Source organism: Butyricimonas sp. Marseille-P2440 (assembly GCF_900091675.1).
GTDB lineage: Bacteria > Bacteroidota > Bacteroidia > Bacteroidales > Marinifilaceae > Butyricimonas > Butyricimonas synergistica.
In genome coordinates this window covers 1,256,488-1,274,194 of the sequence record NZ_LT594609.1, presented here as the reverse complement: position 1 = coordinate 1,274,194, position 17,707 = coordinate 1,256,488, and the positions used below count along the sequence as shown (strand labels likewise).

11 protein-coding genes are annotated in these 17,707 nt (G+C 49.0%); 1 reads left to right on the top strand and 10 read right to left on the bottom strand.

What is annotated here, in order from left to right:
- Position 1: 1 nt before the first annotated feature.
- From BN8899_RS10885 to BN8899_RS10860, 6 genes are all read right to left on the bottom strand, one after another.
- Complete coding sequence (locus BN8899_RS10885; RefSeq protein ID WP_065219388.1) at positions 2-1,699, bottom strand: DUF4998 domain-containing protein; 1,698 nt, start codon at positions 1,697-1,699, stop codon at positions 2-4.
- A 13-nt stretch (positions 1,700-1,712) separates the two neighbouring features.
- Complete coding sequence (locus BN8899_RS10880) at positions 1,713-3,128, bottom strand: DUF4959 domain-containing protein (RefSeq protein WP_065219387.1); 1,416 nt, start codon at positions 3,126-3,128, stop codon at positions 1,713-1,715.
- Between the two features lie 28 nt (positions 3,129-3,156).
- Positions 3,157-5,124, bottom strand: coding sequence for a RagB/SusD family nutrient uptake outer membrane protein (locus tag BN8899_RS10875; protein ID WP_065219386.1), 1,968 nt, complete (start codon positions 5,122-5,124; stop codon positions 3,157-3,159).
- Between the two features lie 18 nt (positions 5,125-5,142).
- The gene (locus BN8899_RS10870) at positions 5,143-8,640 is read right to left on the bottom strand and encodes a SusC/RagA family TonB-linked outer membrane protein (protein ID WP_065219385.1); all 3,498 of its coding nucleotides are present in this window, start codon (positions 8,638-8,640) and stop codon (positions 5,143-5,145) included.
- A 63-nt stretch (positions 8,641-8,703) separates the two neighbouring features.
- On the bottom strand, positions 8,704-9,864 hold the full coding sequence (locus tag BN8899_RS10865) for a FecR family protein (RefSeq protein WP_187376859.1): 1,161 nt from the start codon (positions 9,862-9,864) through the stop codon (positions 8,704-8,706).
- 11 nt (positions 9,865-9,875) lie between these two features.
- Positions 9,876-10,457 (bottom strand): sigma-70 family RNA polymerase sigma factor, encoded by a 582-nt coding sequence (locus BN8899_RS10860; RefSeq protein WP_065219383.1) that lies wholly within the window; start codon positions 10,455-10,457, stop codon positions 9,876-9,878.
- Between the two features lie 333 nt (positions 10,458-10,790).
- Here BN8899_RS10860 and BN8899_RS10855 point away from each other — a divergent pair, with 333 nt between their 5' ends.
- Complete coding sequence (locus BN8899_RS10855) at positions 10,791-11,582, top strand: 4Fe-4S binding protein (RefSeq protein ID WP_065219382.1); 792 nt, start codon at positions 10,791-10,793, stop codon at positions 11,580-11,582.
- Positions 11,583-11,693: 111 nt separating this feature from the next.
- Here the strand turns inward: BN8899_RS10855 and BN8899_RS10850 are convergent, their stop codons facing one another.
- The 4 genes from BN8899_RS10850 to BN8899_RS10835 form a co-directional block, all read right to left on the bottom strand.
- Positions 11,694-12,311 (bottom strand): cytidylate kinase-like family protein, encoded by a 618-nt coding sequence (locus BN8899_RS10850; protein ID WP_065219381.1) that lies wholly within the window; start codon positions 12,309-12,311, stop codon positions 11,694-11,696.
- A gap of 79 nt (positions 12,312-12,390) precedes the next feature.
- A complete protein-coding gene (locus BN8899_RS10845; protein WP_065219380.1) occupies positions 12,391-13,740 on the bottom strand; it encodes an MATE family efflux transporter in 1,350 nt (449 codons plus the stop codon).
- Positions 13,733-15,589, bottom strand: a complete 1,857-nt coding sequence (ispG, locus tag BN8899_RS10840) for a (E)-4-hydroxy-3-methylbut-2-enyl-diphosphate synthase (RefSeq protein WP_065219379.1) — start codon at positions 15,587-15,589, stop codon at positions 13,733-13,735. The genes BN8899_RS10845 and ispG overlap by 8 nt, the downstream gene beginning before the upstream one ends.
- A gap of 57 nt (positions 15,590-15,646) precedes the next feature.
- Entirely contained in the window at positions 15,647-17,563 is a 1,917-nt protein-coding gene (locus tag BN8899_RS10835; RefSeq protein ID WP_369800410.1) for an AMP-dependent synthetase/ligase, read from the bottom strand.
- Positions 17,564-17,707: the final 144 nt, after the last annotated feature.

Genomic DNA, 17,707 nt, shown 5'->3' with positions numbered 1-17,707 from the left:
GTTACTCGAACGTACAGGGGATAAATTTACCCAGACGCAAGCAATATTTTGTCATGCTGGAGATTTCTCCAATCGGGCGGTTTGACATCCGCAGGCGGATGTAACGCACGGGGGTACGCAAATCTTCCGGAACCACGAGGTAGCTTTCCTCGCCGGGAGTGTTCCCGATAGAGAAACTACCGTCCGTGTGGTTGGCTGCCGTCCAAGTTAAACCGTCATTCGAGAACTCCACGATAATGTTCTGCAACAGGTAGTCGGGATCGCCTTTCTCGTTACGGGTCGGTTGTCCCACCTTGAAACCGTCCAACCGCCGGGGAGTCTTCATGTCAAATGTCACGGAAACGACACTGGCACCCACGGTTTCCGCCGGCTCGAAATAGACCTCTTCTTCATATTCATCCCCCCAATCATCCACAAAACGACGCGGCCCGTCGAAGAGCAAATTTGCCACCCCGTTATCCTTGTAACCGTTATACACGGTATCGGAACACGTCATTTCCCAACCCGTGGTATCCAACAGCGTACACGCGGGCTTGGCGAGCAAATTCTCGTTTCCCTTCTCCTCGATCACCAAATCCGTCAACTTCCCGGCTTTCTTGTACGCTTCCACGAAAGTTGATCCAAACTCATCTCTTTGGTAGAAATAGTGCTGGTTATAGCGTTCCACGGTAAACCCGGGGCGGGTCGCTTTCAGGAATTGCAACATCACCAGCCCCACGTATTCATCCGTGTTGCTGTGATTGTTTCTAACGTATTTCTCGTTCATGTAACGATTCTTGCCGAGAATCACCTTCTTCAAGTTAGGTAAATACATCAAATCCTGCAAAGTATTCAGGTCGAAATCAATCTCCAAGGTCTCCACGTTATTCACTTCACTTTCCCAGTTCGGTCCGAATTGCCCGATCATCAGTTGCGTGAAGTCCGTTGCCCACAACCGCTCATCCAAGCTCAACGTCTCGTCCTTGAAATCAATTTCATCCACACAGCCCTCCAATTTTCCCTTCCGTTGCACGGTGATCGGCTGGTTGAAATCAATATCCACGCCCTCCTCATCGGGCAAAAGAAAAAGGTAATCGCGTCCCAAGGAAACCTCGTATCCCCAATAATCATAGGCAAGCGAATCTCCGGAATGCTCCTTCATATCCCACTTGTGCTCGACTCCCCCCTTATCCTTGAAGCACAATAACATCTCCTTGATATTGTCATTGCTCTGGTCGAGAGCCACCATCAATTTGTCGCCCATGCGGCTGAAAGCGGTAATGCCACGCGAGAAGGCACGCAAATCCTCGTGCTCGTAAGTATACGGACGGCCATACTTTTCCTCCACCAGCGATTCCCTGTCATCCGCAGACAAGTTGCTCACCCGCACGGTGTACATGGCATCCGCTAAATTCTCGATGTAAATGGTATCCATCAAATCGCCGCTATCCGGGTCACAGGGGTCCACGAACACCTCGCCCGACCCGTTATCGGAGCTCCACGTGATCTTCACCTTCTTCACCCCGGCATCGATGTTGTGTTTCCATGTCACCTGCAAACGTTCCCACCCCGGGTTCACGCTCACCTCGGAACATTTACCCAGGTAGCGGATCATCCCGTCGCCGGCAAACTCGTCGTATGTCTCTTCTAGGCTCTCGCTGCAACCTGCCGTCAAGAGCGCCGCGAACAAACCGATCGTATATATAGATTTTTTTATCATAGCTGTTCCTTTATTAGTTTTCCTTCTTTACAAATACTTCCAACTCGTCGAACGTAATGTACTCCTTGGCATTCTCTTCATATCCATCCGGATAATAAGTCGACCAACGGTTACTCATCCACGTATCCTCCACGATGAAGAATACATAGCGGAAAGCCTCCCCGAAATAATTGCATTTCATCTCCAAAGAGATCGGTTCTGCCGCCTCAAACGTCTTGTCATCCTTGTCCTTGTACGCATCTTTCACCCAATCCACCGGACCTCGATCGTAATCCGAGAAACGACACCATGCATTTTGGTAAAAATTATGCCAGTAGGGAGATTCATCCAACGCGTAAAGCTGGGTACACTCGTTCAAAGGCACGGATTGGGGGTCTGCCGCATTCGTCCCGTACACCTTGATTTTAGCCGGCAAACGGGAAGTGTAAACCTCATTCCACAAATCGCAAACAAACATATCGAGGGTCGGATCCGGCCAGCTGGGATTGGCATACGGATAACGCCACCCGTGATACAAGAACGCATCCCCGCGCAGCATTGCCGGCACCTTCGGGGTTCCGAAATCAATCACAAAACGTTCGTTGAAGGCGTACGGACCTGCCACGAAAGTACCGAATTTATATTTACTCCCTTGTTGGCGATTCTTCCGGTAATTGGCTCCTTTCTTTTGCCCGTCAAACAGATACTTCACCCCGATCTGGTGTTCTTCGTCCTCGATTCTAAACTCATCCGAAAAGGTGAAGGTGAATTTGTCTGGGGACAACTGCTCCATTGCCAATGCATCTATTCCACTGTAAGTCTGTGTCTTCACCACATTCCCCTCGAAATCGTCCGTCCGCACGACCACCACCAGTTCGTCCAACGCCTGCTTCAACTCGAAGTTCAGCGTGTCGCCCCCCTCGAGGATAGGATAACTGCCTATCAAGATATTATCCTCCTGCTTCGTGAGCGGATTGATCCCGACATAGAAAATATGCACGGTTCCTTCCACGACATCCGGAGACTTGTACATCACGTTGAACCCACCCCAGAAGGGATTCACGCTCAAGTTATCGAAAAGAGCCACCGGGGCGGATGCCTCCGTGCTGAACGTCATCTCGATCGGGGCGGATTCCTCCAAATTGTTGTTCAAGAACGTCAGGCGCACCGGCTGATCGGTCCGCGCCTCGGCAAAACCGTTCAAGAGCAAGGAGTCGGCCAGATAGGTACCCTCCTTCACCAATTGCCGCCCGTAAGCGTCGGTATAACAAGCCCGTATCCCAAAGATATCCATGTTATCGGGCAAACGGTAGCGCATCACCGCCCCACCGGGCACCGGCTCGAAAGAGATTTTCCGGAACTCCACCGGCACGTCGAAGCCAACGTCCTCATCGTCGCTGCACCCCATGAAACCGAAAAACGCCAATAATAAAAATAATATCTTTCTCATAATGATTTATAATTTACGATTTATGATTTTACCATCCGGGATTTTGCACACAACCGGCAGTCTGCACCTCCTCGCTCCGGATAGGCCAGAAATAATCGCGCGGGGCGATGAACTTGTTACCGGAATAAACCACCACGGGACCTTTCCCGTTGTTGTAGAAACTCTTGGCATCACGACCGACCACATTCCACCCGTAGGATTTCTCGTTGAACTCGATATTCGCAATCTTCCAACGGCGTACGTTCCAGAAACGATAGCCCTCGAAAGCGAACTCGATGTTCCACTCCTGACGAATAATGGCACGCATACCGGCCGTGGTTTTCACCTTATTCGGGTCTTTGGCATTCTTCCAAGCCACCTCCACGTCCGGGATGCCGGCACGTTTGCGCACCACATTCAAATACTTGTACACCTCGGCATCGGGTGCTGCCTTGCTCTCGTTCAACGCCTCGGCTGCAATGAGGTACATCTCCGCCAAACGGAAAATCGGTGCCGGACGTTCTCCCAAGCTACCCAACCCACTTTGGTGAGCCAAAAGCGTTGCCTTGGAAGAGGTGCCTTTTTTCACGTAATACCCGGTAAGATTTTGCGGGTCCGTGGAAGAAAGACGCTTTTCCTCCAATCCTGCCGATTCCCCCTGGTAGGTCTTCACCAGATAAATATTGTTCACCTCGGTTCCCAACCGCCAATAGCAACGGTCTGCGGCAATGTTGGCATAAAAACGGGGTTCACGACGGCGGTGCAGGTTCAACGTGGGTTCCTCCAACGAAACCACGTCCGTGTATTTCGGGTCCGTTTCCTGGCTAAGCCCGTAGGGATTTCCTCCTCCGACCCATTTCAAATCCTGGTCGATCGGCAACCCGTTCTCCGTGTAGAACATCTCCACCATTTTTATACTCGGGGCAAGGCATGCCCCGGGCAGCGAGTGCATCGAGCCGTCGTCCATTTTGGGCAATATCAGCCTAAACCAATCTTCATCACCCCCCTGCAACCGGATCATATAGAGCACCTCGTCGCTCAACCAACCGTAAGTTTGGCAGGATTTCTCGATATCCAACATATACCCTTGCAGTTCGGTGTTTGCAGAACTCCCTTGAACCAAGGCTGCCGAACCGTTTTCGCGGCAATAATCGATGACATCAATGGCGGCTTGGGCGGCACGCTCCCACTTTTTCGGGTCGGGAGTCGCGCTGAACAGGGGTTCTCCCTCTTTGTTCGTGAAATTCGCGTAGTCGGGATTGCCGTTGAACAGGTCGGAAGCCTGGTAACACAATGCCCGCGCCTTCAACGCCATCACGGCTTCCTTGTTGAAATAACCTCTCCGTTCACTCTTCTTTCCCGTACAAGAAGGGAGGGTTTCCACCACCTCGTCGCACAAGCGCACGATATAATTGAAACAAGTGTCCACGTGGCTACGGGGCAATTTCAAGGTCTCCACATCCTGATTCGGGTCAACGTGGTCCGGCACAATCATCACCGGCCCATAGCGGCGCACCAGTTCGAAATAGTAAAACGCTTTCAAGGCAATCACCTCCGCTTTCCACTCGCTCTTGTCCTTTGCCGGAAGGTTGTAAACGTTATCGATACGGGTAATAAAATGATTGCAGAGCACTATCTGCGTGTAAAAATCTCTCCGGTAACTCCCGGCGGCCCCCCCCGAAAATACATTGAACCAAGTATCGTCGCAAGGATCCAACACGCTCTGCTTGCCTGCAATAATCTCCAATCCCGTGGGACGTTGCCAATCAACAACCGTATTCCTCAAATAAGTATCGGAAACCAATTCATCGGATGCCGACATAGCGACATTATCAGACCACCCGTAAAGATCCTGCATATAGACGTAGGCACTCTTCAACCACTTGTACGCCTCGTCGTAGGTTTCAAATTCGGAATCAATCGTGGCGATATCCTCCTCCGGCACCACGTCCAGCCAACTGTCGCAAGAAACGAACAGCAGGAAAGGAATAAATAAATAAGCTAATAGACGCTTCATATTATCTCTGGTTTTAAGTTAGAAACTAATGTTTATCCCCAAAGCGTAGGTCTTCTGGATGGGATAGTTGAACCCGTTTCCACCCAACTCCACGTCCCACAATTTGAAATTGGAAATCAGGAAAGGATTGTTGGCACGGGCAAAGAATTTCACGTTCTGCATGCGCAACTTCTGGCGAAGACTCTGCGGCAGATTGTACGCCAACTCCAGCGAGGTGCAACGCAAGAAATGGCACTCCCGCATGAAATAGGTGGAACGGCGTTCGTCCGTGAGGTTCGCACTCCAATCCTCCTGCTTGTTGTACTCGGTGATGTTCACCACGGAAAGGCGGGGCCAGAAGGGGCGGTTCTCCACGTTCTTCTCCGTCCAGTGGCTCTCGTAAATCTCCTTCAGCATGGCACGGTCGTTCACGAAGGGCGAAATGGCACTCGGGTTGATGAAGAAGCCCCGCTTGCCGGAACCCTGGAAGGCAAAACTGAACTCCCAATTTTTGTAATTGATGAAGCCGCTGAACCCATACACCATCCGCGGCGTTTCCGGGAAACCGATATGTACTGCGTCGTTCACGTCGATCACGCCATTGCCGTCGACGTCGCGGTAGCGGATATCCCCCGGCATGATCCCGGTGTTCGCCTGCGGCGAGTTGTCGATTTCCGCCTGGTCGCGGAACAACCCCTCGGCGATGTATCCCACCCGCTGCGAAAGCTCGTAGCCCGTCTTCAACTGCCAATAGGGACGATCCTTTGCCTCCTCCAACTCTTTATAAATAGCCTTATTATAGGTAAACGTACCGTTCAGTATCACCCAAAAGTCCTTGTTGAAAGCATGTTGCACTTTTGCGGAAAGATCCATCCCGCGTGCCCGGACTTTCCCCATGTTATCCAAGGGATTCACCTCCACCCCAATTTGCGCGGGAATCGTGACCCGTTGCTCGATGATGTTGTGGCGCACCTCCTGGTAGAAGTCGGCATTGATTTCCAAAATATCCTTGAAGAAACGGGTTTCGATACCGAGGTTCACCTGCTCGGAGACCTCCCATTTCACGTCAGGGTCGCCATAATTCTTGACCTCTTTACGACTAAAAGTATTCTCGCTTCCCGGTTCGGGATCTTTATAGTTCGGACCTCCCACGATTTCCGGCATATAGACGAAACGGGGATCTTTGATGATACCATCGTTACCCACTTTACCCCACGAACCTCTCAATTTCAGGAAGGAAACCCACCGGCTAACCGCACCTTGCATAAAGTTCTCCTTGGAAGCGAGCCACGCACCGCTGACTGCCGGGAAAAAACCCATCCGGTTGTTCTTCGTGAAACGCTCGGAACCGTTGTACCCGAAACTTGCCTCCACGAAGTAACGGTCCATGAACCCGTAGCTGCCGCGCATGGAAAAACTCAGGTTGCGTTGTTCGAAACTGCTGAACAAATCACTCACCGGGGCGGAATTTGCCTGCAACGCCTGGAACACGGCAGTCAGCGAGGTCTGGTGCAAGGTGGCATCGTCCCCGCCCCAAGCAGCGGTGTGGATCAAACTACCTTCATACACCAGTTGCGTGGAAGAGGTCGATGCCGAGCCTCCTTGGATAGGCTTCTCCAACGTCCGGCGTCCATTCTGCAACAGCGTCAACTTATGCTCGCCCGTCTCGAAATCATACCCACCGTTTTCCGCGTCCATGGTATAATAGAACGGCGAGGTTTCAAAAGCATTCATCTCGTAGCCTGTCTTTGACAAGGAGGCACTCGCCCGCAATTCCAAGCCTTTCAAGAGTCGTGCCAGATTGTAGATACACTCGACCCGAGTAGTAGCGCTATATCGGCTCCGGTCCTGGTAAGCCCTCTGCATGACGGCATACGGGTTCAGGGCAACACTCTGACCTTGCGGAACGCTCCCGAACCGCAGGTGCGGCCAGCCGTGCTCGAAATCACCCGGGTAAGTTGGGGCAAAATTCACCGGCGAAGCGTTGTACGCGTAATAATAGGCCTCTTGTACATCCGCTACCGCCCCCTGACCAAAGAAAGGCCCGTGGTATTTATCGTAATTCACACTCGCATTGACCAACATACGGAGCCCCGTACTCAAATTCACGTTCAAATTGATACGTGATGAAAGCGTGGAGTTGTCAATGTTCACTTTGTATTGATTCAAGCGGTCGCTCTTCAACATTCCCTTATCGTTCACGTAGTTGACGGAGGCGTAATATTGCACAGTCTCGGAACCGCCCCGCACGTTCACTCCCACGCGCTGGTTCACGGAATGATCCTTGAACAAGATTTTAAACCAATCGTTGGCAGGATAGACCCAAGAGGGATAGTTCTTGCTGCCCGTGCGCTCGATGCGGGTGAGGGAATAGCGGGGAGAGGCTTCCGGGTTACGGGTCATCAATGCCTCGTTGTACATCCGCATATAGGTCTGGGGATCGACCACGTCGATCTTGTCCGTCGGCATGGAAGCCACCGCCTCGTAGCGCACGGAGGTATAGACACTTCCCGCCTCGCCCTTCTTCGTGGTCACGATAATCACCCCGTTCGCCCCGCGGGCACCGTACATCGCCGTGGCAGCGGCATCCTTCAACACGGAGAAACTCTCCATATCCTCCGGTGCCATACGCGCCAAATCCAAACGGGAAGATTCCACCCCGTCGATCAGCACCAACGGCTCTGAAGCCCCGTTGGAGGAACTGATGCCCCGGATATAGAACTTTGTATTCATCTCGTCCTCGGTCAACGCCCCGGGGGCTCCCCCCGTCTGCCAACCGACAATACCGGCTATTTTCCCGGTAAGGCTCGCCGTCAGGTCACTATTGGATGATTTTAAATCCATGGGACGGATGGTGGTAATGGAGCCCGTGACGCTCTCTTTCTTCTGCGTACCGAAAGCCACGACCTGCACCTCCTCCAGGTTTTCCGCCGTGGGCGTCAGACGGATGTTCACCCTTTCCTTTCCCTTGACCTCCACGGTCTTCGTTTCGTAACCGATGAAAGAAGCCCGCAACACGTCATCCGCCTTGGCGGCGATGGTGTAATGCCCATCCGCATCAGAAGCCACCCCTTGCGTCGTCCCCACGATCACGATGGTCGCCCCGGCAACGGGATTCCCTTTCTCGTCAACAATACGACCACTAACCTTGATCAGATTTACCTCCGGCTTTTTCCTCGGCGCAATCATCACATGTTTATCCACGATGTTGAAATCGAAACGAGTCTTTTCCAGACATTTGGTAAGAACCTGTTCCAAGGTTGCGTCTTTAAAAGATTCGGTAATCTTTGCAGTTTCGTTTTTCACGTTCTCACTGTTGTACGTGAAGGTGTAGTCGCTGTTTTTTCCTAAATAATCCAACACTTCCATCAGCGAAACGTCTTTAAAATTCACCGTGAACTTCGGGACGGCTTGCGCCATGGTTATTCCCACATTTCCAATGACAAGCAAAGACAATATCCCAAGAAATCGTCTTAAAAAACTGCCATTCCTAAAAATCCGCTCTCCGGGAGAGCGATGAATTGGTTTTTTTTCCATAGATTTGTGTTTTAAACTTGAAATTTAAGTATGAAATAGGCAAAGAGATGCGAGGCTCTTTGTCTATTTTCCTTTTATGATAATGATATCATTTATCTTTATATACCGGAAATCACCCGTTCCCTCCAGTACTCGTAACACGCTATCCACATCCGAATATCTCTTCACCATAGTCGTGTACAAAACATTTCCAACTTTCGGATCCTCGAAACGGAACGTGTAGCCGTACCACTCGCCCAGCACATCCACGATTTCCCGTAACGGTGTTTCTTTAAAGGCAAACTGGTTATTCATCCAACCCGTCGAATATCTCACATCAACCTCACGCACCCCGATGCTCCCGTACTTCGTCAAGAAAGCCTGTTCTCCCGGGCGAAGTTCCACGCTATCCCGTTTCCCGTTCTTCATCCGCACGTGTCCCTCGACTAATGTCGTCACGCATGATACATCATAAGCGTTCACGTTAAAACTCGTTCCCAACACGTTAATCACGGCAGAGGCTGTATTCACGATAAATGGATGAACGGCATCTTTTGCGACCTCGAAGAAAGCCTCCCCTTTCAGGTACACGACTCGTCTATCCCCGACAAATGTATTCGGGTACCTCAATTCACTCCCGGCATTCAACCACACGTGACTTCCATCATACAACGTTACTTTTATATTCCCTTGTTTAGAAGTCGTCAGCACGTTATATTCGATTTCCTTTACAGGATCAGGCAGAGTCACATTTGAATTTTCCTCCGTCAGGAGATCGACTTTATTACTATTTGTATTTACAGCCAACTGTTTCACGGAATCTTCCGGGTAAACAACTTTCCCCCCGGTTGTCACCAAAGTAGCCAAAGGCTCCATTTGTCCTTTAGGAATAAAAGAAAGCGGGGTTACCCTTGCCGGCTCTTTCTTTTCCACGTTCAAAAGAATCAGTACGACTCCCACTAATATTGCTGCAGCAATTCCTGAAATATACTTTATCGCCCGTACACGTTTCCTTCTCTTGATCCTGTCATTCACTCTTTTAAAAGGAATCTCCGTGTCCACGTTACTCATTTCCGCGATACCTTCATAAAGAACATCCGCCTCCTTCAATTTCATAAACAACTCCCGGTTCTTTGGCTCTAAACACCAAGCTTCCAAAAACTTTTCCTCATCGACCGAGATCTCTCCCTGCAAAGATTTGTAAATCAAATCACTTATCTCTATATCCTTTCTTATCCTTTTCATAAACATCTCTTTTAACAAAAACATAGGGCCAACAATACAATTAACATAAAAACGCATTGCCTGTAATCCGACAAATGAATTTTTAAATCCTTATATGCCTGTTTCTTGTGAGTTTTAACCGTGTTTATGCTCAATCCCAACTCTTCCGAAATCTCGTCATAACTATATCCTTCCAGCCGCAACAAAATAACCTCCCGCTTCACTCCCGACAACCGATTTACCTCTTCCAGAATCCGGGCTTTCAACTCCTGTTTAATTATTAAATGGTCAATATTGATCTCATCCACGAAAACATCTTTTAATTCCTGCATTTCTCGTTCTACCTTATGATCCCGTATATAATTTAATGTCTTATTTTTCAAACAATGGTACAAGTATGATTTAAACGTCAGTAAATCCGGAAAACAATATGCCTTTTCCCACATATACAAAAAGGCTTCTTGTGTAATATCTGCACTAATGACCTCGTCCTGGAGCAACTTTAATGTAAAAGTATATGCCCGAGGATAGAACATATTGAAAATTGCCTTGAAAATTTGAGCATCTTTCAAGTCTATTTCCGACGTTTCAATGTGAATTCTTTCTGTTGCCATTTTCCAATGATTAGCACATTTTACCCTAAAGCACCAAAAAGGGACAAAAGGGGTGAGGCAATTTCGATTTTTTTCAAAAAAAAATCAAGAAAAGATCAAGAAGAATTCAGATAAAAACAATACTGTTCTCCCTTAGTTTTTGAAGATACATGCGGAACAGCATATCATCCAGCTCCATTAATTTACGGCTTGCCGCCTGCACGGCACTACTTGATGCCAATGAATACAAAATAAATAATAATCGATATTATCGGACAACAATTTGATTTCTACCAATAATTATATATTTTTACAACATTCGCTCAAACCTAAAAAATAAAAACATAAACAATCATGCATTTCAACACCGTACAACCCGTGTATTTTTCTCCCACGCATACTTCAGGGAAAATCGTACACGCCATTGCCGAAGGGACGAATATTCCCGTGAATAAAGAGATTGATCTAACTTACCCGATTGCAAGCCAAGATATCACGATACACGATGCCCTCACGATTATAGGAGTCCCTACTTACGCGGGAAGAGTAGCCCCCACCGCTCTCGAGCGGTTGAAATACATACACGGGAACTCCACCCCGGTCGTGCTTGTCGTACTTTATGGGAACCGGGACTACGAAGATGCCCTCATCGAATTACGGGATCAGATGAAAGCACAAGGATTTATTCCCGTGGCGGGAGGGGCTTTTATCGGAGAACATTCTTACAGTACGACAGCGATGCCCACGGCGGCAGGCAGACCGGACGAATCGGACATACGGATAGCGGAAGATTTCGGCAAATCGATTATACAACAACTGGAAGGCTTTAACCAATCGAACGAAATTCCGGCATTACACGTGAAAGGCAATTTCCCATATAAAGAAAACAAACCCAAGACTCCCGCGACACCGACCACAATATATGAATTGTGCACCCAATGCCAATATTGCATAGAAATTTGTCCGACAGCGGCGATTGAACTAAAAGAAGAAATAGAGAGCGACCCTGAAACTTGCATCAAATGTTGTGCTTGCGTGAAAGAATGCCCGAACAGCGCGAGAGTTTTCCACACCCCTTTCACAGAATTTCTGTTCAAGAATTTTCATGACAGGAAAGAGCCGGAACTGTTTATGCTGACGCACTAACCCTCATCTCGTTCATAAGGTTTACAAGGTTGAACCTTCGGTTCTTAAAGTTTATAAAGTTTTGCACACGTAACGCGATGACTTTATAAACTTTACAAACCGACGAGAGCATTACCCCTCCCGCAATGCTTTTTTCACGAATTCCTCGATAAAATCAACCGTTCCTTGTACCCCCAACAAGGAAGAATCCACCGATAAATGATAAGATGCTGCCACGCCCCACTCTTTATCAGAATAGAAATTGTAATAATTAGGACGAGTCTTATCCATTTTCCGCACCAGCTCACGGGCTTCCTGTTCCGAAATATGCTGGCGGTTCATCACGGTTTTCACCCGAGTATCCATATCGGCGTGGATAAATACATTGATACATCTTTTGTTATCCCGCAGAATATAATCGGCACATCGCCCCACGATCACGCAAGAATGCTCATTCGCCACTTTCCGAATCACGTCTGATTGTATCTGGAAAAGTTTATCGTTCGAGAGGAAATCATTGTACTGGAACGGTCCGAACGTAAAACCGGCAGCAAAAGCCTGCAATAGGTTCCCCGAGTTCCGCTCGTCTGCCTTTTCAAAAAATTCCTGACAAAGCCCGCTCTCCTTAGATGCCAAAGCGATCAACTCCTTATCGTAAAAAGCAATATGCAATCGCTCGGCTAACGCGTGCCCTATCTCTTTGCCGCAACTACCGAACTCGCGTCCCACGGTAATAACAAAATTCTCCATAAGTCTATCTTTTAAGCTATTTCTTTTACAAAACTATCGTTTTTTTTCCAAATCCGTTGTCCCTAATGTACAAATTTATTTACACTTTCAGATGTTTCAATTGCCACCTCAACATTAAAGCTGCCACGATTGTCGCGATAGCATCCGCCACGGGCATACTCATCCAGACCCCGTCAGTACCGAAAAAACGCGGGAGAATCAAAAGCGAAGGGATCAAAAACAGCAATTGCCGCGTCAGTGACAAGAAGATAGCCTTCTTCGCCATCCCGATAGATTGGAAGAAGCTGGAAGTTACCATCTGAAACCCGACGACCGGGAAAAATATCAACACGATGCGCAATCCCTCCACCGCTATACGAATCAACTCCGCATCCGTCGTGAAAAGATAGACAATCGAACGGGGAAATAATTGCCCCGCCAGAAAACCGATCGTGGTAACCGCCACGCCACAAAAAACCGTGTATTTCAAAACTTGTATTAAACGACCGAACTGACGTGCCCCGAAATTATATCCGGCAATAGGTTGCATTCCTTGGTTGAATCCCATCACAATCATGATAAACAGGAAAACCACCCGATTCACGATGCCGTAAGCCCCGATCGCCAAATCGCCCCCGTGAGCTTTCAGGCTCTTGTTTATCAATATCACCACGAAACAAGCACACAGGTTCATCAGGAACGGGGACAAACCGATAGCCAACATACCTCCCACGATATGCCGCTTCAACCCAAATATGCCTCGCTGAAAATGCAAAAAACTCTTTTTACTAGAAAAATGGTACAGTTCCCACCCCAAAGAGATCGCTTGAGCTGCAATCGTTGCTAGCGCGGCTCCCCGGATGCCCCATTCGAATACAAATATAAACAATGCATCCAACACGCAATTCACGATCACCGCCATCAACGTGGCAATCATCGCTTTTTGGGGATATCCCGAGGCTCTCAACACCTCGTTCAACCCCATGTAAATATGAGTAATCAGGTTACCGGCAAGAATCACTTCCATGTATTCCCGGGCATAAGGCAAAGTATCAGGACTTGCGCCAAAAAACAACAATATCGGGTCTAGGCATATCAATGCCACGGTCATAAATATCAACCCGATAATAGCATTCAACAACACCACGTTACCCAGCACCTGAGTTGCGCTTTCTTTATCCTTTTGTCCTAATTTAATAGCCACCAGCGTCGAGGCTCCCACCCCGACCAACGAACCGAATGCCGCCGCCAGATTCATCAAAGGGAACGTGATAGCCAAACCCGCGATAGCCAATGGTCCCACGCCATGACCGATAAATATACTATCCACCATATTATACAACGAAGAAGCCGTCATAGCAATGATCGCGGGAATAGCATATTGCATCAGCAACTTCCCGATCTTCTCCGTTCCCAATACCAGTGGTGTATTATCCCGCACGTCAGTCATTCCAATCCCCGCTTTCTATAATCAATTGTTTCAACGCTTCTATCGCCTCTCCCTCCGGCACGCCTATCCGTACCATCTCTTTTCCCCGGAACAGGTTCACCTTTCCATTTCCCGCTCCCACGTAACCGTAATCGGCATCTCCCATCTCCCCGGGACCGTTGACCACACATCCCATCACGGCTATTTTCAGGCGACTCAAGTGACCGAATGCTTTTTTCACCCGTGCCACTGATTCCTGCAAATTGTATAATGTCCGCCCGCATCCCGGGCAACTGATAAATTCCGTCTTATAACGACGTACTCCCGCCGACTGCAAGATATCCCGGCTCAACTGTACGCCGTAGTATGCATCTGGTACTTTCGTGAAAGACAACCACAATCCATACCCTAACCTATCCAAGAACAAACCGCCCAAATTCGCCGCCACTGACAAACTGAGCGCGGATAAATCCTTTTCACCCGAAATCAAACGAACAACCACCCGATTCTCTATACCCAGACGTTCCAACCGACCCAAGCACTCACGATACAGGGAATAAGACGGGACATCAAGGGTAAGCACCACGACAGCCGATTTATCCTCCTCCAATTTTCTCGCCAAATCAGCATTCATAAATTCTCCGTCACGCAACTCCACGAAAATACAATCCCCTTCCACGGGCTTCGAGAGGCGCACAAATTCCCCTGCACTGATCAACGCCACCGCCTTACGGTTGTAAACATGAGCCACGTCAAGCATTTCAAAAGGTACAACCACGGTCACCGAATCCGGCAATTTCGTCAATTCCGGTCCCAAAGCCTCCGTGTAGATAATCTCCGGTGCTCGTTCTCCCGCCCGCAACATATCGCCAAACACGGGATCATTCACCGCCGCCACGTGGAAATCCAATTTCTCCATCACCGGCTCGTCGATACATTCCACCCGGGAAATATCCGCGACAATCACCGGATGAGAATAACGCCCCTCCAGCCGAACGGGCTGCACATTCGTGCCAACAGGACGACACGCCATAACCAAAGCCCTCGCCACGGGGATTTCCCGCTCCGGCTCCTCCGTCAAGGAAACTCGAATGGTATCCCCCAACCCCTCGTTCAAAAGAGTACCGATACCTACAGCCGAACGGATTCTCCCGTCTTCCCCCTCGCCCGCTTCCGTCACACCCAAATGCAACGGGTAATCTATCCCCTCCTTTTCCATCTGTCGCACCAGCAAACGTACCGCCTCCACCATCACGCGGCAATCGCTTGATTTTAAAGAAATCACCACATCATTAAACTTCTCGTCACGGCATACCCGCAGGTATTCCATCGTCGCCTCCACCATTCCGGCAGGCGTATTCCCGTAACGACTCATGATACGATCGGAGAGCGAACCGTGATTTGTTCCAATCCGGACTGCCGTACCGTGCTCCCTGCACACGTCGAGAAATTCCTTGAACTTTTCCCCCAACCGCAACAATTCTTCCGCGTACTCCTCGTCCGTGTACACCAACGTCTTGAATGTTGCCCGTTTATCCACGAAATTACCGGGATTGATACGTACTTTCTCCACGTGCTTCGCCGCCTCTATCGCTGCCTCCGGGTTGAAATGGATATCCGCCGAAAGCGGTGTTTCGTATCCCCTCCGGCGCAACTCCGCGTGTATATTTTGTAAATTCTTTGCTTCCTTTACCCCGGGAGCCGTAATTCTCACCAACTCCCCCCCCGCTTTAATAATCCGAATCGCCTGTTCCACGCATGCCTCCGTGTTCATCGTGTCCGTATTCAACATGGACTGCACGCACACGGGATATTCCGATCCGATAAAAATATCACCAACTTTTACTTGTTTTGTTTTCCGACGATCCATTTCTCAATTTTAGATTTAATGATTTTAGATTGACAAATTCGGTGATTAAATCGGCAATCACCGAATCGGCAATCTCATTAACTGTTTTAAATTCTGAAGGTTATGCTTATTTGTCATATCCTTTCCTTCCGGGGTGTAAAGATAAGTGATTTCTTCCTTAAAACGATCGTAAACTTTAGCTCTTACCACTTTCATAGTAGAATTTATCATCCCGTTCTGTTCCGTCAAAGGCTCGGGCAGTATGGCAACAACCGCGGGCAACCATCTCTCCGGAAACAAATTAGCATGTCGTCCGCCAGCCCGGTAAGCCATCAATTCATCCTGCAATTTTTTTATCATTAAACGATATGCATCTGGAGAACCCGGCTCTACATCCTGTTTCTCGATGTACTCACGCAGTGCCGTCCTGCTCGGGATAATCAACCCCGCCGTGTAAGGCGACTGGTTATTATATAATATGCAATAATCAATATACCTGGATTGCTCGGCTATCGTTTCCTCAATTCCCTCCGGGCTATATTTTTCCCCGTCATTCGCTATCAACAAAGATTTGAAACGTCCTAACACGTAGAGCCAACCCGACTTATCCAGATAGCCCAGATCACCCGTGTGCAACCAACCATCGACAATCGTCTCTGCCGTACTTTTCTCGTTTCGCCAATATCCTTCCATCACATTTCCCCCGCGAACCCATAACTCACCTTTCTGCCCGGGAGGCAATGGTTTCCCTCCCTCATCACAAATTAATAAATCCATGGGCTTCACCAGCACACCCGACGAACCGAACCGATACCGCTGGGGCGTGTTGGAACTAATCACCGGGGAAGCCTCCGACAACCCGTACCCTTGAAACATCGGGATTCCCAACGCGGCGTAGTATCGCTGTAACTCGATATCTAAAAGGGCACCTCCCCCCACAAAAAATTGCAGGTTTTCCCCGAACACTTGTTTCCTGATCTTCGAAAACAACATGGCATCCCATAACTTCACCAAAGGTTTCAGCAGACATCTACACCCTTTTCCCCGGTCGTCCCCGACCCCGTTGTATTTGTAAGCGAGTTTCAATCCCCACCGGTAAAAACGATCAGCGAAACGCCCTTTTGCCCGAATGCCCGCCTCTATATTTTTACGAAAATTCTTTGCCAACGCGGGGACACTCAACAAGATGTGAGGCTTCACCTCTTGCAGGTTCACGGGAATATTTCGCAAATACTCCATTCCCGACTGACCATAATCCACGGACGCCACCGACGCCCCGTTATACATGAAGGAGTAAAGCCCCACCGTATGAGCGAAACTATGATCCCACGGCAAGAATAACAACACTTTATAGTGATCCGGTATTTGGATTAACGAATCCGACTGCAACACATTTGTCACGTAATTCCGATGCGACAACATGATGCCCTTCGGCTCGGCAGTCGTCCCCGAGGTATAGGAAATATTCACCAAATCATGTTCTTCCACCGCGGCAATCCGTGCGTCCAGCTCTGCCCGATGCCCTGTCAACCATTCTTCGCCTTCCCGCAGCACCTTCTCGAAAGACAGGTAACGTCCCTCGTTTATTGTCGAATTGAAGACAATGATCTTTTCCACGTCGGGAATCTCCCCTTCTATCCCTTTCACCCGGTTCAAAAAATTAGACGAAACAAGCAGAAATCTCGCCCGTGAATGCTGAACACGAAAAACGAGTTCCCCGTCCGTCAACTTGATCGACAATGGCACATTCACCCCTCCCGCGTACAACATCCCCAACTCCGAATAAACCCATTTATTACATCCCTCGCTCAACAACGCCACCCGGTCGCCCCGTTCCAACCCCAACATACACAAAGCCCCGGCAAAGTCCATCACCTCCCGTTTCACTTCCGTGTACGTCGTCGCCCCGTATTCCCCGTTCCTTTTCTCCCACAAATAGGGTTTATCAGGAAACATCCTACAACTTCTCTCGAATAAATCTATAATTGTCTTCATATCTTTCATCATTCCCACAAAGCTAACAAAGAATTTCCATTCTTACGAACAAAATTCCCAAAAACACGAACGACTACGACACGCCTCAAAACACCCGCCCCTTATCTAATCCCAGCCCTCTCCAGCACTTCTCCCACTCTTCTC

Coding starts and splice junctions, on each gene's coding strand:
- BN8899_RS10885 (WP_065219388.1), bottom strand. CDS start 1,699: ATGATAAAAAAATCTATATATACGATCGGTTTGTTCGCGGCGCTCTTG.
- BN8899_RS10880 (WP_065219387.1), bottom strand. CDS start 3,128: ATGAGAAAGATATTATTTTTATTATTGGCGTTTTTCGGTTTCATGGGG.
- BN8899_RS10875 (WP_065219386.1), bottom strand. CDS start 5,124: ATGAAGCGTCTATTAGCTTATTTATTTATTCCTTTCCTGCTGTTCGTT.
- BN8899_RS10870 (WP_065219385.1), bottom strand. CDS start 8,640: ATGGAAAAAAAACCAATTCATCGCTCTCCCGGAGAGCGGATTTTTAGG.
- BN8899_RS10865 (WP_187376859.1), bottom strand. CDS start 9,864: ATGAAAAGGATAAGAAAGGATATAGAGATAAGTGATTTGATTTACAAA.
- BN8899_RS10860 (WP_065219383.1), bottom strand. CDS start 10,457: ATGGCAACAGAAAGAATTCACATTGAAACGTCGGAAATAGACTTGAAA.
- BN8899_RS10855 (WP_065219382.1), top strand. CDS start 10,791: ATGCATTTCAACACCGTACAACCCGTGTATTTTTCTCCCACGCATACT.
- BN8899_RS10850 (WP_065219381.1), bottom strand. CDS start 12,311: ATGGAGAATTTTGTTATTACCGTGGGACGCGAGTTCGGTAGTTGCGGC.
- BN8899_RS10845 (WP_065219380.1), bottom strand. CDS start 13,740: ATGACTGACGTGCGGGATAATACACCACTGGTATTGGGAACGGAGAAG.
- ispG (WP_065219379.1), bottom strand. CDS start 15,589: ATGGATCGTCGGAAAACAAAACAAGTAAAAGTTGGTGATATTTTTATC.
- BN8899_RS10835 (WP_369800410.1), bottom strand. CDS start 17,563: ATGAAGACAATTATAGATTTATTCGAGAGAAGTTGTAGGATGTTTCCT.